We start from the raw sequence: 16,338 nt of genomic DNA on the forward strand, positions 1-16,338 counted from the left end.
GCCCCGCGCTTCTCTCGCCGATCGCTCCGGCGATATCGCAACGACTCGTCGCCCCGGCGCCCTCCGGGGGCGGCGAGCCCTGTCATGACCGCCTCCACCCGTTCCCCGCATGACTGATGGCCGCCCGTCACGACCAGGGTCGTGTTTTGCATACGTATACATTTCGTGCCAAGCTGACGCTTCCCCAGCGTGACCAGGCGCGGCCCCGCCCCGGCACGCCGTCGAGGAGGCTGTCAGCCGGCGAGGACGAGCGGCCGGGACAGGCTCGAGAACAACAACAAGGACAATGGATCGTGAACGGCAACACGACAAGCAAGGCGTCACTCCACGCGCTCCTGCACGGCCTGGCCGAGGGCCGGGAGCCGGCGCATGCCTATCATCCCGATGCCCGCTGGCAGGGGATGCACCCCATCGGAACGCTCGAGGGCGTCGGCGCGATCTCCCGATTCTGGCGAGCGTTGAGGGGCGCCTTTCCCGACATGGAGCGGCGCGACCTGATCTTCGTCGGCGGCGACAATCACGATGACCCGCGCAAGCCGGGCTGGCGGGCACCGCACCTGGTGGCTGCCCTGGGACATTACCAGGCCACCTTCGCCGCCGATTACCTCGGCATTCCCGCCACCGGCGGGGTCGTGCACCTGCGCTATGCGGAAGCGCACTGGCTGGACGGCGGCAAGATTCGCCACAGCCGAGTGATGATCGACCTGCTGGATCTCATGCGCCAGGCGGGCGTCTGGCCGCTGCCGCCCAGCCTGGGCACCGAGGGGACCTGGCCGGGCCCCGCCAGCCTGGATGGCGTGCGCCTGACCGACGAGCCGCCGAGGCCGGGGGCGTCCGCGCTGGAAACCATCTTCGCCATGCATCGGGCGCTGCTTTCCTTCGATGGAAAGTCGCTCGACTCGATGCCCCACGGGCAGTACTGGACCGACAACTTCATGTACTACGCCGCTGCCGGCATCGGCATGACCCGCGGGCTGCAGGGCTTTCGCGCCCACCACCAGATCCCGTTCCTGAAGGCCTTTCCCGATCGCATCGCCGAGGGGCATTTCATCCGCATCAGCGACGGCGACTATGCCGTGACGGGCGGCAACGTGATGGGCACGCACCGCGACACCTACATGGGCATGCCGGCGACCGGCAGGCGGATCTCGGTGCCGGTGATGGACTTCTACCGTCTCGACGGCGACCGGATCGCCGAGAACTGGCTGCCCATGGACGTGCTCGGGATGGCGGCCCAGATGGGCAACGACCTCCTCGCGCGGCTGCGACACCTGACCGGGCATCCGGTGACCTCGCTGTGAGGCGCGGGTCGCGCAGCCGCCCGTGACGCTCGATGCCGCGCCGCGATGTGACCTTGCCCCTTCCACCCGACACGAGGACGCCACCATGCCCGAGACGACGATCCCGAACCCCGGTTTCGGCACCTACCGCCTGAACGGCGACACCCTGCGCCAGAGCCTGCGGACCGCCCTCGAGGCCGGCTACCGCCACATCGACACCGCCCAGGTCTACGGCAACGAGACCGAGGTCGGCCAGGCGCTCGCGGAGAGCGCGGTTCCCCGGGAGGAGGTCTTCCTGACCACCAAGGTCTGGCACGACCGGCTGGTGCCGGGCGATCTCGAGCGCAGCGTCGAGGAGAGCCTGGCGAGGCTGGGGACCGACTACCTGGACCTGCTGCTGATCCACTGGCCCTCGCCCCACGACCAGGTGGCGATGGCCGACTACCTGCCGGCCCTTCAGGCGGTGCAGCGGGCAGGCCTGACACGCCATATCGGGGTATCCAACTTCACCCGGGCGCACCTGGACCGAGCCCTGGACATCCTCGGCGAGGGCGCCCTGCTGACCAACCAGGTGGAGGTTCACCCCTTCCTGCAGAATCGCGCGCTGATCGACAAGTGCCGGGCGCACGGCATCGTGGTCAGCGCCTACATGCCGCTGGCCGTGGGCAAGGTCATGCGGGACGAGACCCTGTCCCGCATCGCCGCCGCGCATGGGGTCGGTCCCGCCCAGGTCGCCCTGGCCTGGCTCAAGGCCCGGGGCATCGTCACCTTTCCCTCGTCCACCCGGGACGCGCATATCCGCGCCAACCTGGCCGCCTTCGAGCTGACCCTCGGCGAGGAGGACCTGCGCCGCATCGCCGCGCTGGATCGTGGCGAGCGCCTCGCCGATCCCGACTTCGGAATCGACTGGGACTGAGTCCCCGGTGGTCCCGTCGCGGCGGGCGCCAGTGACGCGGTGCGGGAACGCCCCCTTCGGCGAGCGCCGCCGACACGGAAACTCCCCTCGGCACGGCACCCGTGAAGCCGTGCAACGAGGCGGACAGCAGGGTGGCCGCGGGGCAGCCGACGGCCATGCCATCGACGGGCCCTGGCTTTTGCCATGGCCGAGCCATGAACCCCCCAGGAGACGGCCCATGAGAGGCTTCGACGACCACTTCAAGGACTTCCCCGACTATATCTATGGCATCACCCGCGAGATCTGGGAGGATCGCGGAGTCGGCCCCAAGCTCAAGCGCTACTACGCCGACGATGTGCTGGTGCGCGCCCCGAGCGGGATCATCACCGACAACACCGGCGTGACGGCCGCCACCCTGCAGACCCTGCACGAATTTCCGGACCGGCAGTTGGTTGGGGAGGACGTGGTCTGGACCGGCGATGATGAGCGCGGCTACTTCTCCTCCCATCGGCTGATCTCGGTGATGCGCCACACCGGCAGCGGCGCCTACGGCGAGGCCACCGGCAAGGTGGTGCGCTCGCGGATCATCGCCGACTGCGTGGTGCGCGAGAACCAGGTCCGCGAGGAGTGGCTGGTGCGCGATCAGGCCGCCTTCGCCCGCTGTCTGGACATCGAGCCCCGGGAGCTCGCTCGGCGTCAGGTGGAGAACGACCTGCGCCAGTTCGGCGAGGTCCGCTACTTCAGCCCCGAGACCGATGTGCCCGGCCCTTACCGGGCGCAGTTCGACGACAGTGACGAGGCCCGGCGCTATGCCGAAGGCTGGCGGCGAATCTGGGCGGACAAGGAGGTGGCGGGGGTCTTCGAGCTGTACCACCCGGGGGCCACGCTCAATATTCCCGGCGGCGACGGCATCAACGGCCACGGCGATATCGACCGCTTCTGCCTCGGCTACCTGGCGTCCTTCCCCGACGCCGACTTCCGGGTCGAGCACCTGATCGTCAACCGCGATCCGGGCCAGCCGGTGCGCCTCGCCATGCGCTGGATGATTCGCGCCACCCACACCGGCTGGGGCCACTTCGGCGCGCCGGCCGGGGCGCCGGTCTACATCATGGGCCTGTCCCACGCCCATATGGTCGATGGCCGGGTCACCCAGGAGTGGATCAGCGTCGACGAGGTGGCGGTCTGGAAGCAGCTCCTCGCCTACGAGGCCGTCCGGGACACCGATCGGGGCGCCTGAGGGCAGGGCGACCGGTGGATCGACATCAGCGTAGCAGGGTCCGGCGGATCTGGCGGCGGTAGTCGCTGGGACTCTCGCCGGTGAGGGCCTTGAAGCGCTTGCTGAAGTGGAAGGGGTCGCAGAATCCCAGGCCGTCGGCGATCTCGGCGATGGAACGGTCGCTATGGACCAGCAGCGACATGGCGCGGCGTAGGCGCTGCTGGTCGAGATACTGCTTGGGCGTCTGGCCCAGGGTCGCCTTGAACAGCTCGCCGAAGCGGTTGCGCGACAGCGCGCAGCGCTCGGCGAGTTCCTCGACTCTCGGCGTTTGGTCGAGACGCTCATCGATCAGCGCGAGGGCGCCTTCCAGGCGCTCGAGGGCGGTGAGGCGCCGCTGCCTTTCCGGCAATTCCGGTGACACCGCGAGCACCCGATCGAGGAAGCGGTAGGCGGCGGCTTGTCGCGCCGCCAGGCCCCTCAGGGTGGTGCCGTCTCGCCGGGCCAGGGTCGCGGTGAGCACCTCAGTGGCTTGAGCAACCCCACTGGCCTCGCCGGCGATGACGCTTGGCACCGCATAGCAGGAAAACACATCCATGGCATGATGCAGGCTGAAGTGGATATGCAGCCCGTCGGCCGTCGTGCCGGTGTCGAAGGTCAGGGCATGCCGGGCGCCGGCCGGTACCAGCAGGACCTCTCCCGGCGCCGCGCTGACAGACCGTTGCCGCCCCTCCTCGAGCAGCGTGCAGTGATAGGCCCCGTGCACCACGTGCAGCACCACCCAGTGGGGCAGCACCCGCCAGCCGGTGTCCACGCAGTGACTGCTGTGATGGGCGGACCAGTCGATACGATGGCTCAGGGCGTCGGCGAGGGTGGGGGACCACTCCTGGGAAAGTGCCACGGCGAGACCTCGTTGCGTCGGGAATGTGCCCCCCCATGGGGGGGCGGTCATGCGGCTCGGTCGTGACAGGGTATCAGGGTGCGAGCCCGAGGCGGTGCAAAAACACATGAAGTCGGGGCATCGGGACATGGCGACCCGAGGGTGGGCCTCGCTAGGCTGACGGCGTCGCATTTCACTTCCGACCGAGCAGGTGACTCCATGGCAGGCGAACGACCGCAACAGGCTGTCCTCACGCAGCACAACGACCTCAGCAAGACCCAGCAGACCCTCGACACCATCGACGCCATGGTGGATGGCCTCAACGACCATGACATCGACGGCATGGGACGCTTCTTCAGCGAGTCCTTTCGCTGGATGGGCAATGCCGGCTGCGGCTTCAAGCAGGGGCTCGAGGAGTTCCAGGACAATTGGCAGCGGCCCTTCCAGGAAGCCTTCTCCGACAAGGTGTGCATCGACGAGGCCCGCCTCGTGCAGGGCGAGTGGTGTGCCGCCTTCGGCCGCCAGGAAGCCACCCACTCCGGCCCCTTCATGGGGATCGCCCCGACCGGCAAGCGGGTGGTGATCCGTTACATGGACTTCTGGAAGGTTGTGGACGGCAAGATCGTCGACAACTGGGTCATGGTCGATTTCCCTTCCGTGATGCAGCAGCTGGGGGTGGATCCCTTCGACGGGCACGGCTGGGAGGTCCACGATGCCGAATCGGCCCCCTTGCGCCATGGCGACCGGTCGTGAGCGCTCGCCAGGCCACTCCGCCCCGTCTCTGATGCCCCCGCGCCGCCTGACGGGCGGCGCCTTTTCCTTCCCTCCTGCCTTGCTTGCTGCGACGGCGTCGACGGCCCTTGCCGAGTCTTCCCCGAGCCCCGAGAATCGCTCTGAGGGGATTTTTCCATTGCCATCAAGGCCCTGCACCCGGTGTTCCTTACCGCGGTGCCGCCGGGGTTGTGGGATATTCAACGTTATGGCGCCGGGTGCCGATAGCATCGAGGCCGCGCAAGATCGGCTCCAGTAGGCTCCTTTCGACAGCTTATACTTGACGCAAAATACCAAGATTTTTTGTTAAGTTGTTGAAAATAAATGACTTGATTTTTTCGCCTGTCGAAATAGTGTTGAATACTTGACAGCATATCGCACCCTGGTGTCAGACTAGGGGTGAACGAGTCGATGGCGTGGGGTGCGGCTTCATGTTCATGGCTTGCGGTTAAAGTATTCAACAACAATAACGGGACGCGACATATGGCTACTTCCGCCACGGATCGCCCGGCCTCCTGGTACCGCGCCTCCATCGGCGTCGAGCTCGAGCCCTGTGCCCCCCTGGAGGGGGACCTGCGTGCCGACGTCTGCGTGATCGGGGGCGGGGTCACCGGCTGCTCGGCGGCCCTGCATCTCGCCGAGCGGGGCTATTCGGTGGTGCTGCTCGAGGCAGAGGACATCGGCCACGGGGCCTCGGGCCGCAGCGGCGGCCAGATCCTGCCGGGGCTGGGCACCGACATCACCACCGTCGAGCGGGTCCTGGGTCGGGCGCGAGCCCGCGAGGTCTGGGAGATGAGCCGCGAGGCGGTGCGCCTCACCGCCGAGCTGGTCGAGCGACACGCGATTCCCTGCGAGCTGGCCTGGGGCTATCTCCACGCGGCAGTGAAACCCCGCCACGTGCGCGAGCTGGAGGCCTTCCGCGAGCAGCTGGCGCGAGACTACGGCTATGACGCCCTCGACTGGCTGGAAGGCGATGCCCTGCGCGAGCACGTGGTCACCGATGCCTACCCGGCGGCGCTCTACGACCGGGAAGGCGGCCACCTCCACCCCCTCAACTATACCCTGGGCCTGGCCCGGGCCGCCCAGCGGGCCGGCGTCCGCCTGCTGCCTCGCACCCCCGCCCGCGAGATCCGCCGGGGCAAGCCGGCGACCGTCACCACCGACGGCGGCCGGGTGAGCGCCGATTTCCTGGTGCTGGCGACCAACGCCTATCACGCCGGCCTGGTGCCGGAACTCGACGGCCGCATCATGCGCGCCGCCAACTACATGATCGCCACCGCCCCGATGTCCGAGGAGCAGGCCGCCCGGGTCCTGCCCCGCAACGACGCCCTGTCCGACGCCAACTTCGTGCTCGATTACTATCGCCTCTCGGCGGATCGCCGCCTCATCTACGGCGGCGAGGTCAGCTACGATGGTCGGGAGCCGCCCCGCCTCCAGGAACGCATGGACGCCAAGATCGCCCGGCTCTTCCCGGTGCTGGCCGGCCTGCCGATCGAGTACCGCTGGGGAGGCGACGTGGCCATCACCCTCAACCGGGCCCCCGATTTCGGCCGACTCGGCGACAACCTCTTCTATGCCCAGGGCTATTCCGGCCATGGCATGGCGCTGGCGGGACTCGCCGGCAAGCTGCTGGCCGAGGCCATCGCCGGCCAGAACGAGCGTTTCGATGTCTTCGCGGCGATGCCGCATCGCCAGTTCCCCGGCGGTCGCGCCCTGCGCAAGCCGCTGCTGGTCCTGGCCACCCATTTCTACAAACTGCGCGACCGGCTCTGAGCGAGGCCGCGATCACCGAAGAGGGCACCCTCATGAGCGAGACCATCACGGCGGATATCGCCGACCGGCCCGGGGCCACCCCGGCCGCCGAGGAGACGCCGCGGGAGGCGGCGGGCCGCAAGGCCTCTTCCATCGAGATGCAGGGACTGCACAAGCGCTTCGGCCGCGACACCGTGGCGCTCGACGGCGTCGACCTGGACATCCGGGCCGGCGAGTTCTTCACCCTGCTGGGGCCGTCCGGCTGCGGCAAGACCACGCTGCTGCGCATCCTCGCCGGCCTCGAGGAGCCCGACGACGGCTCGCTGGTGGTGGGCGGAAAGAACGTCACCGAGGTGCCGCCGCACCGCCGCAGCGTCAACACCGTCTTCCAGTCCTATGCGCTCTTCCCGCACCTTTCGGTGCGCGAGAACCTGGCCTTCGGCCTCAAGATGCGCGGCGTGCCGGCCACCGAGCGCGACGCCAAGGTCGACGAGATCGCCGGCTTCATCCAGCTCGGCGACCTGGTCGAGCGGCGCGTCGACCAGCTCTCCGGCGGCCAGCGCCAGCGCATCGCCCTGGCCCGGGCCCTGGTCTGCGAGCCTGACGTGCTGCTGCTCGACGAGCCGCTCTCGGCGCTGGACGCCGGCCTGAGAAGTCAGCTCCAGGTGGAGCTGCTGCGGGTGCAGAAGCGCCTCGGCATGACCTTCGTGTTCGTCACCCACGACCAGCAGGAGGCCATGGTCATGTCCGACCGCATCGCCGTGCTCAACGGCGGCAACATCCAGCAGGTCGGCGCGCCGCGGGAGGTCTACGAGCGCCCGGTCAACGCCTTCGTGGCGCGCTTCATGGGCCACGACAACCTCTATGCGATCAGCGCCCGCCAGGGGGATCGCCTGACCACCGCCCTGGGCACGCTGACCGCCGAGGAGGCCGGGGAGGGCGAGCTGCTGCTGATCCGCCCGGAGACCCTGGACGTGCTGCCCGGCGAGGTCGAGGGCCCCAACCACCTCCAGGCAAGGGTGGCCGAACGGCTCTATCGCGGCAGTCACGCCGAGTTCCGCCTGGAGATCGGCGATGCCAGCCTGCAGGCCACGATCAACAACCGCGGACGGCACCTGCCCGACGTGGGCGACCGGGTCACCGTGGTGGTGGCGCCGGAAGACCTGGTCACCCTGAGCGAGTGAGGAGGCGCAGATGTCCTATTCCGGCGTGATTCCCCCCGCCCGCAGCCGGGCCATGGTCCGGGAGGCGCGGCACCTGCTGTTCACCGTGGCCCCGGGCACCGCCTGGATCGTGGTCTTCCTGGTACTGCCCAGCGCCTACCTGATGGGCGTGGCCTTCATGACCAACGGGCCCTATGGCCTGCCGGAGATGCCGCTGTCGCTGGAGTCCTTCAAGCGCCTGGCCGGCTTCGGCTTCCTGGGCTGGAGCCCGGGCAACCTCTATACCCTGCTGCGCTCGCTGTGGCAGACCCTGATCTCCACCGGCCTGGTGGTACTGGTGGCCTATCCCATCGCCTACTACATCACCACCTGTCGCGAGAAGTGGCGGCCGATCATGCTGCTGCTGGTGGTGGTGCCGTCCTGGACCAACCAGGTCATCCGCACCTTCGGCTGGATGAACCTGCTGGCCCCGGGCACCCCGCTGTCCGGCCTGGCCGAGAGCCTGGGCCTGATCGCCCCCAACATGGGCCTCTATCCCTCCAACTTCGCGGTCACCCTGGGCCTGGTCTACAACTTCCTGCCCTTCATGGTGCTGCCGCTCTATGCGGCCTTCGAGAAGCTCGACACCGCCCAGGTGGAGGCCGCCCAGGACCTCTACGCCAGCCCGGCCCGGGCCTTCTGGCACGCGGTCTTCCCCCAGACCCTGCCCGGCCTGCTGGCGGGCATCGTGCTGGTGGCCATCCCGGCCTTCGGCATGTACGTCATCCCCGAGCTGCTCGGCGGGGGCAAGGGCATGATGCTCGGCAACCTGGTGGCCACGCAGTTCTCCGGCGGCGCCAACTGGCCGCTGGGCGCGGCCGGCGCGATCCTGATGCTGATCGCCACCTTCGTGGGGCTGTTCGCCATGCGTCGCATCGGCAAGCGCCTGGGTGGCGGCGAGGAGGTGGTGATATGAGAAAGCGCACCCTGCATCGTGGCCTGACGGCCTTCTGGTGGCTGACCCTGGCCTTCCTCTACCTGCCCCTGGCGGTGGTGGTGCTGTTCTCCTTCAACGCCTCCAACAGCGCGGCCAGTTTCACCGGTTTCTCCTGGCGCTGGTACGAGCGCCTGATGGGCAACGAGGAGATCCTCTCGGCCTTCGCCAACAGCATGATCCTGGCCATCACCTCCTCGGTGCTGGCCCTGGTGATCGGCTGTCTGATCGGCTACGGCATGTATCGCCACCGACACCGCAAGCTCGGCTGGCTGATCGTGCTGATCTACCTGCCGATCGTGCTGCCGGACATCGTCTTCGGCATCTCGGAGATGGCCTTCTTCGTGCAGATCCATGACCTGACCGGCCTGCTGCAGCCCGGACTCGGCACCATGATCATCGCCCACGTGACCTTCCAGATCCCCTTCGTGGCGCTGATCGTCTACTCGCGCTTCGTGGGCCTGGACCCGACGCTGTTCGAGGCCGCCAAGGATCTCTATGCGACGCCGGTCAAGCGGGTGGTCCACTTCATGCTGCCCACCATCAAGCCCGCGTTGATTTCCGCCTTCTTCCTCTCCTTTACCCTGTCCATCGATGACTTCGTCATCAGCTTCTTCACCGCAGGACCGGAGAGCGCGACCCTGCCGATCTACATCTGGGGCGCCATCAAGAAGGGAGTCTCGCCGGAGATCAACGCCATCGCCGCGCTGATGATCGCCGCCGTGGCCGTCGCCGCCGCCATCAGTCTTGCGTTCAGTCGCCGTCGGCTGACCTGAGCCGGCACCACCATCCCGAGGGGATACGAGGAGAGCCATCCATGAAGTTCAACAAGATCGCCATGGCCATTTCGCTCGGCGGGCTCGCGCTCGCCGGCCACGCCCAGGCTGCGGAGGACAAGCTGTACCTCTTCAACTGGACGGAGTACATGGACCCGGCCATCATCGAGGCCTTCGAGGCGGAATACGACGTCGAGGTGGTGCAGAACTACTTCAACTCGCTGCCCGAGATGTTCGCCAAGCTCAATGCCGGCGGCGTCTCCCAGTACGACATCATCGTGCCGTCCAACTACTACATCCCGCGGCTGATCAAGACCGGCCTGGTGCAGGAACTCGACCGCGACAAGCTCGACAACCTCGACAACGTCATGGCCCAGTTCCAGGACCCGTCCTACGATCCCGGCGGTCGCTACAGCGCGCCCTACCAGTGGGGCACCACCGGCATCATCTACAACGCCGAGACCTTCCCGGAGGCGCCCAAGAGCTGGTCGCTGCTGTTCGACCCCGAGGTCAACCCGAGCCATCCCTTCGCCCTGATGGGCGACGGCCAGGTCAGCATGGGCGGGGCCTGCGCCTACCTGGGGCACGGCTACGACTGCACCGGCATGGACGCCTGGCGCGAGGCGGCCCGGCTGCTGATCGAGACCAAGAACCGCGGCACCTTCAGCGGCTTCTCCGACGGCACCCCGGCCTTGCAGCAGCTGGCTCGGGGCGTGATCCACGCCGGCCTTTCCTACAACGGCGACTTCTTCTTCTACAAGGACGAGAACCCCGAGTCCTTCGCCAACCTGGAGTACATGATCCCCGACGAGGGGGCCGAGATGTGGGTCGATGCCATGATGATCCCCGCCGAGGCCCCTAACCCGGACCTGGCCCACAAGTTCATCGACTTCATTCTCGACGCCGAAATCGGCGCCCAGCTCTCCAACTACAACTACTACGCCAGCCCCAACGCCGCGGCCGAGCCTCACCTCGACGAGGTGCTGACCCAGCCACCGATCCAGCCCAGCGACGCGGACATGGAGCGGCTGCGCTTCACGCCGAGCCTCGAGGGCGACCAGCTGCAGACCTTCCAGCAGCTGTGGTCCGAGGTACAGGCGCGGTGAGACGACGGGCCCCGGCCGTCGCCGGGGCCCCATCCCCAGAGCAAGGATATCCCCATGAGTAACCGCCAGGAGCAGCCGCTCTTCCACGACTGGTTCCAGACCCGCGGCATCACCGAGGTCGAGTGCCTGGTCACCGACCTCACCGGCATCCTCAAGGGCAAGATCATGCCCGCCAACAAGTACCTGGGCGGAGGGCGCCCGCGGCTGCCGGACTCGATCTTCATCCAGACCGTCACCGGCGGCTATCCCGATGACGAGGACATTCACTTCTGGAACCCCGCCGAGCGGGACATGGAGCTGGTGCCGGATCCCAGTGCCATCTACCTGGTGCCCTGGGCCGAGGATCCCACCGCCCAGATCATCCACGATTGCCACTACCTGACCGGCGAGCCGGTGGAGCTGGCCCCGCGACACGTGCTCAAGCGGGTGTTGTCGCTCTACGAGGCCCGGGGCTGGAAGCCGGTGGTGGCGCCCGAGGTCGAGTTCTTCCTGGTCAAGACCAACACCGATTCCGACTATCCCCTGGAGCCGCCCATCGGCCGCACCGGCCGCCAGGAGAGCAGCCGGCAGTCCTTCTCCATCGACGCCGTCAACGAGTTCGACCCGCTGTTCGAGGAGATGTACGACTACTGCGAGGCCATGAACCTGGACCTGGACACCCTGATCCATGAGGAAGGGGCGGGCCAGATGGAGGTCAACTTCCAGCACGGCGACCCGCTCAAGCTGGCCGACCAGGTGGTGATGTTCAAGCGCACCCTGCGCGAGACGGCGCTGCGCCACGGCATGTACGCCACCTTCATGGCCAAGCCGATGGCGGGGGAGCCGGGCAGCTCGATGCACATCCACCAGAGCCTGGTGGACGCCGAGGAGGGCAACAACCTCTTCGCCGGCGAGGACGACCAGCCCAGCCGACTCTTCCAGCAGTTCATCGGCGGACTGCAGCGCTACCTGCCGGCCGCCATGCCGCTGCTCGCGCCCAACGTCAACTCCTATCGGCGCCTGATGCGCACCGAGACCAGCGGCTCGGCACCGATCAACGTGGAGTGGGGGACCGACAACCGCACCGTGGGCCTGCGGGTGCCGGTCTCGCCCCCCGAGGCGACCCGGGTGGAGAACCGCCTGGCCGGGGCCGACGCCAATCCCTACCTGGTGATGGCGGCCTCGCTGGCCTGCGGCTACCTGGGCATGCTCGGCCAGCTGGAGCCACGCCCGCCCATGGTGGGCTCGGCCTGGGACAGCGGCCACCGGCTGCCCGACGACATCGGGCCGGCCCTGGACCTGCTGCGGGAGTGCAAGCCCCTGGCCGACATCCTCGGCGAGCGGTTCACCAACAGCTACCTGGCGGTCAAGCGGGCCGAGCACCGGGAGTACTTCCAGGTGATCAGCTCCTGGGAGCGCGAGCACCTGCTGCTGCGGGTCTAGGGGATCCCCCGATCCGCTCTTCGAGGGCGCCGGCCATGCCGGCGCCCTTTTCATTGAAGAGCCGAACATGTGGAAAGAAAAGCATGTCTTTTGGCTTGGAATTTTCCCGGAAGTCACCGTATCATTGGGCACATGGTGTTAAATAAAATAACCACTACGGAGGCCTCATGAGCGTCTCGAACGAAACGGAACATGTCGGGTCCTGGTACGCGGCCACCGCCAACCCGGCGCCCTCCCGACCGCCCCTGGAAGGGGAGATCCAGTGTGACGTCTGCGTGGTGGGGGCGGGGTTCACCGGCATTTCCGCCGCCCTGCACCTGGCCGAGCAGGGGCACAGGGTCGTCGTGCTGGAGGCCGCCCGGGTGGGCTTCGGTGCCTCGGGGCGCAACGGCGGCCAGATCGTCAACAGCTACAGCCGGGACATGGACGTCATCGAGGCCAAGTACGGCGACGAGACGGCGCGTGCCCTGGGCGACATGGCCTTCGAGGGGAATCGCATCATCCGCGAGCGCATCGAACGCTACGGCATCGAGTGCGACCTGCGCGACGGCAATCTCTTCGCCGCCTGCAACGCCAGGCAGCTGAAGGGGCTGGTCGAGCACAAGGCGCTGTGGGAGCGCTACGGCCATCGGGACCTGGAGCTGCTGGAGGGGGAGGCGGTCAAGCGCGAGGTCGCCTCCGAGCGTTACGTGGGGGCCCTGGTGGACCATTCGGGGGGGCACCTGCATCCGCTCAACCTGGTGCTGGGGCAGGCTGCGGCCGTGGAGTCCCTGGGCGGGATCATCCACGAGCAGACCCCGGTCACGGCCCTCGAGCACGGCCAGCCGGTGCGCCTCACCACGCCCCGCGGGCGGGTCCATGCCGAGCGGGTGGTGATGGCCGGCAACGCCTACCATCAGGGCATCCTGCCGGCGCTGGAGGGCAAGTCCATGCCCTGCGGCACCCAGATCATCACCACCGAGCCGCTGGAGGCCGAGCGCGCCCGGGCGCTGTTGCCGGGCGGCCTGGCGGTGGAGGACTGCAACTACCTGCTGGACTATTACCGCCTCACCGCCGACAACCGGCTGCTCTACGGGGGCGGGGTCAACTACGGCGGCCAGGACCCGGCCGACATCGAGGCGGTGATCCGGCCCAAGATGGAGAAGACCTTCCCGGGCCTGGCGGACGTGCGGGTCGACTACGCCTGGAGCGGCACCTTCCTGATGACGCTCAACCGGCTGCCCCAGTTCGGGGTGCTCAACGACAACGTCTACTACGCCCAGGGCTACTCCGGTCACGGCGTGACCTGCACCCACCTGGCGGGACGGCTGATCGCCGAGGCCATGGCCGGCCGTGAGGCGCGCTTCGACGCCTTCGCCGGCCTGCCGCACCTGCCGTTCCCCGGGGGGCGGATGCTGCGGGTGCCGCTCTCGGCGCTGGGCGCCTGGTACTACGAGACCCGCGACCGGCTGGGGATCTGAGCGGCCCCCGGGGATATCGGCTCAGCTCTTGGGTCGCCGGTTCTCGGGATCGTACAACGGCCGGTAGCCCACCGCCTCGATGCGCAGTGGATACTGCTCGCCGAAGTACTCCATCAGCAGCCGCCCCCCTTCCCGGGCGGCCTCCGCCGGCAGGTAGCCCAGGGCGATGGTCTTCCCCAGCGAGGGGCCGTAGGCGATGCTGGTCACGTAGGAGCGCCGCCCCAGGGCATCCACCAGCACCTCGCCGCTCTCCGGGTCGAGGAGCGGCGCATGGCCCACCGGGTAGCGGGGAAGGCCCCGGGCATCCCGGTTGTCCTCCAGGGTCAGGGTGCAGAGGTAGGCCGGCTGTCGCTCGCGCTCGCGCTGCTCCAGGTAGGCCGCCTTGCCATGGAAGTCCTCGGCCTTGACCTTGGGCCGGGCGAGGCCCGCCTCGTAGAGGTTGTACTCGGTGAGCAGGTCGGCGTTCTGCAGCCGCAGGCTCTTCTCCAGGCGGCGGCTGTTGGCGTAGGTCTCGATCCCCACCGGGGTGACGCCCTGCTCGTAGAGCAGGTCCCAGAGGGCCAGGCCGTAGCTGAAGGGCACGTAGAGCTCCCAGCCCTGCTCCCCCACGTAGGAGATGCGGAAGGCCCAGACCGGCAGACCGCGCAGGCGGATCTCCCGGGCCGTGGCGAAGGGGAAACGCTCCGCGTCCAGTGCCTGGGGGTCGTCGGCCACTCGCTGCAGGGCACGCCGGGCGTTGGGTCCCCAGACGCCCAGGGTGGCCAGGCCGTCGGAGCGGTCCTCCAGCCGATAGCGGGTCAGCCCGCGGGTCTCGGCCATGCGGGTGATCCAGACCCGATCACGGGGGCCGGTGTCGCCACCGCACACCACCCGGAAGGCGTCGTCGGCCAGGCGGATGATGGTCAGGTCGGAATGCACGCCGCCGGCGTCGTCGAGGAAGTGCGTATAGACCCCCTTGCCGACCGGGGTCCCACCCCCGACCCTGGCCACGGAGAGATACTCCAGCAGCGCCTCGGCATCGGGGCCGATCAGATCATAGATGGCGAAGTGGGACAGGTTGATCATGCCCACGTCCTCGCTCAGGGCGAGATGCTCGGCATTGGAGACCCGCCAGAAGTGCCGCGCGTCCCACTCGTCCGGTCGCTCGGGCACCCGGTCGCCGTAGCGCTCCAGGAGGTGCTCGTTGGCGGCATAGCCGTGGGCGCGCTCCCAGCCCGCCGTCTCCATGAAGTGGCCGCCGAGCTCCACCTCCCGGGGCCAGAAGGGGCCGCGGCGAAGGTTGCGCCCGGACTCGAAGGGTTCGCGCGGGTGCACCGCTGGGTCGTAGATCTTGCGGGCGATCTCCCGGCAGCGGCCGTAGACGTAGTCCGGCGTCTTCTGCACCGGGTAGAAGCGGGCGATGTCGATGCCGTGCGTGTCGACCTCGGTGCGCCCGGTGGTCAGCCAGTCGGCCAGCACCTTGCCCATGCCCGGTCCGTCCTTGACCCAGACGGCCTCGCAGAACCACAGGCCGCGGGTCTCGGGAGCTTCCCCGACCAGGGAGCTGCCGTCGTTGGTGACCGAGAGCAGGCCATTGAAGGAATGCTTCTCGTCCCAGCCCAGCTCGCCGAGCACCGGGGTGAGCCCGATGGCCCGCTCGAAGGCGTGCATGACCTGGTCGAGTTCCAGGTCGCGCATGGAGGGCGAGAGCCGGGCCTGATGGCGCTCCAGGATCTCGGCGGGACGCACCAGCCGGGGCTCGGTGGTCTCGTAGTAGCCCCACTCGAGCTGGCCGCCCTCGGTGGTGGCGGGATCGCCGGTGTCGCGCAGGTAGGCCGAGTTGCCCTGGTCGCGCAGCAGCGGATAGCCGATCTCCCGGCCGGTGCCGGCGAAGGTGTCGAAGGGGCCGAAGAACAGCAGCGGGTGCTCGACGGGCATCAACGGCAGGGCGGCGCCGCCCAGGGCGGCGGGGAGGGGGCCCCAGATGCCCGAGGTGACGATGACCACCGGGGTCTCGATATACCCCTTGGGGGTCTCGACGCCCCGGACCCGGCCGTCGCGCACGTCGATGTCGATCGCCGGGGTGTCGGCGAAGGTGGCGAGCTTGCCGGTGGCCTTGGCCCGCTCGATCAGCTCGCCGGCGACCTGCTGGGAGCGGGGCACCACCAGGCCGGCGTCCGGGTCCCAGAGGGCGCCCTGGATGAGCGTCTTGTCCAGCAAGGGGAAGCGCTCGGCGGCCTCGTCCGGGCCGATCAGCCGGGCCCGGGTGCCGAAGGCCTTGCCCGAGGCGACCTTGCGGGCCAGCTCCGCCATGCGCGCATCGTCGTCGACCCGGGCCACCTCCAGCCCGCCGATCCGCGCGTAATGGCCCAGGGCCTCGTAGAAGCGCTGGCTGTAGGTGGTGGTGTAGCACGACAGCCTGTCGTGGGCGGTCATGAAGCAGAAGTCCGAGGCATGGGCCGTGGAGCCGATGTCCGAGGGAATGGAGGACTTGTCGAGTCCCACCAGGTTGTCCCAGCCCAGTTCGATCAGGTGGTGTGCCACGGAGGCACCGACGATGCCGCCCTGGCCGATGATCACCGCGTCCGCTTGCCTGGGGAATGTCGCCATGGCCGTTCTCCTTCGCCGATGCGCCCGTTTCGCGTCGCCCTCCTGTCAACGTAATGCA

General features: G+C 68.4%; 13 protein-coding genes. 11 read left to right on the plus strand and 2 right to left on the minus strand.

The genetic code is table 11. The features are described 5' to 3' along the window. Window positions 1–293 precede the first annotated feature (293 nt). From BEI_RS05635 to BEI_RS05645, 3 genes are all read left to right on the plus strand, one after another. A complete protein-coding gene (locus BEI_RS05635; RefSeq protein ID WP_193765163.1) occupies window positions 294–1,301 on the plus strand; it encodes an ester cyclase in 1,008 nt (335 codons plus the stop codon). Window positions 1,302–1,386: 85 nt separating this feature from the next. Next, window positions 1,387–2,196 carry a 2,5-didehydrogluconate reductase DkgB gene (dkgB, locus tag BEI_RS05640; RefSeq protein ID WP_097788590.1) on the plus strand — a complete coding sequence of 270 codons (810 nt, stop codon included), beginning with the start codon at window positions 1,387–1,389 and terminating at the stop codon, window positions 2,194–2,196. A 217-nt stretch (window positions 2,197–2,413) separates the two neighbouring features. Continuing rightward, window positions 2,414–3,412: a nuclear transport factor 2 family protein gene (locus BEI_RS05645; RefSeq protein ID WP_097788591.1), complete on the plus strand. Its 999-nt coding sequence runs from the start codon at window positions 2,414–2,416 to the stop codon at window positions 3,410–3,412. A 25-nt stretch (window positions 3,413–3,437) separates the two neighbouring features. On the opposite strand, the gene BEI_RS05650 is transcribed toward BEI_RS05645, so the two are convergent. Continuing rightward, on the minus strand, window positions 3,438–4,289 hold the full coding sequence (locus tag BEI_RS05650; protein WP_193765164.1) for a helix-turn-helix domain-containing protein: 852 nt from the start codon (window positions 4,287–4,289) through the stop codon (window positions 3,438–3,440). Window positions 4,290–4,487: 198 nt separating this feature from the next. On the opposite strand from BEI_RS05650, the gene BEI_RS05655 reads away from it, so the two are divergent. The 8 genes from BEI_RS05655 (at window position 4,488) to BEI_RS05690 (ending at window position 13,691) form a co-directional block, all read left to right on the plus strand. Further along, on the plus strand, window positions 4,488–5,021 hold the full coding sequence (locus BEI_RS05655) for an ester cyclase (RefSeq protein WP_097788592.1): 534 nt from the start codon (window positions 4,488–4,490) through the stop codon (window positions 5,019–5,021). Window positions 5,022–5,522: 501 nt separating this feature from the next. Next, the gene (locus tag BEI_RS05660) at window positions 5,523–6,812 is read left to right on the plus strand and encodes an NAD(P)/FAD-dependent oxidoreductase (protein ID WP_097788593.1); all 1,290 of its coding nucleotides are present in this window, start codon (window positions 5,523–5,525) and stop codon (window positions 6,810–6,812) included. A gap of 32 nt (window positions 6,813–6,844) precedes the next feature. Then, window positions 6,845–7,975 carry an ABC transporter ATP-binding protein gene (locus BEI_RS05665; RefSeq protein WP_097788594.1) on the plus strand — a complete coding sequence of 377 codons (1,131 nt, stop codon included), beginning with the start codon at window positions 6,845–6,847 and terminating at the stop codon, window positions 7,973–7,975. A gap of 10 nt (window positions 7,976–7,985) precedes the next feature. Further along, a complete protein-coding gene (locus tag BEI_RS05670) occupies window positions 7,986–8,909 on the plus strand; it encodes an ABC transporter permease (RefSeq protein ID WP_097788595.1) in 924 nt (307 codons plus the stop codon). Next, window positions 8,906–9,703, plus strand: a complete 798-nt coding sequence (locus BEI_RS05675; RefSeq protein WP_097788596.1) for an ABC transporter permease — start codon at window positions 8,906–8,908, stop codon at window positions 9,701–9,703. Before BEI_RS05670 ends, BEI_RS05675 begins: the two co-directional genes overlap by 4 nt. Window positions 9,704–9,744: 41 nt before the next feature. Next, on the plus strand, window positions 9,745–10,809 hold the full coding sequence (locus BEI_RS05680) for an ABC transporter substrate-binding protein (protein ID WP_097788597.1): 1,065 nt from the start codon (window positions 9,745–9,747) through the stop codon (window positions 10,807–10,809). A 54-nt stretch (window positions 10,810–10,863) separates the two neighbouring features. Continuing rightward, complete coding sequence (locus tag BEI_RS05685; RefSeq protein WP_097788598.1) at window positions 10,864–12,231, plus strand: glutamine synthetase family protein; 1,368 nt, start codon at window positions 10,864–10,866, stop codon at window positions 12,229–12,231. Window positions 12,232–12,398: 167 nt separating this feature from the next. After that, window positions 12,399–13,691 (plus strand): NAD(P)/FAD-dependent oxidoreductase, encoded by a 1,293-nt coding sequence (locus BEI_RS05690; RefSeq protein WP_097788599.1) that lies wholly within the window; start codon window positions 12,399–12,401, stop codon window positions 13,689–13,691. Window positions 13,692–13,712: 21 nt separating this feature from the next. On the opposite strand, the gene BEI_RS05695 is transcribed toward BEI_RS05690, so the two are convergent. After that, entirely contained in the window at window positions 13,713–16,280 is a 2,568-nt protein-coding gene (locus tag BEI_RS05695) for a GcvT family protein (protein WP_097788600.1), read from the minus strand. Between the last annotated feature and the right edge of the window lie 58 nt (window positions 16,281–16,338).

This window comes from Halomonas beimenensis (genome assembly GCF_002549795.1).
In the GTDB taxonomy this organism is placed as follows: Bacteria; Pseudomonadota; Gammaproteobacteria; order Pseudomonadales; family Halomonadaceae; genus Halomonas; species Halomonas beimenensis.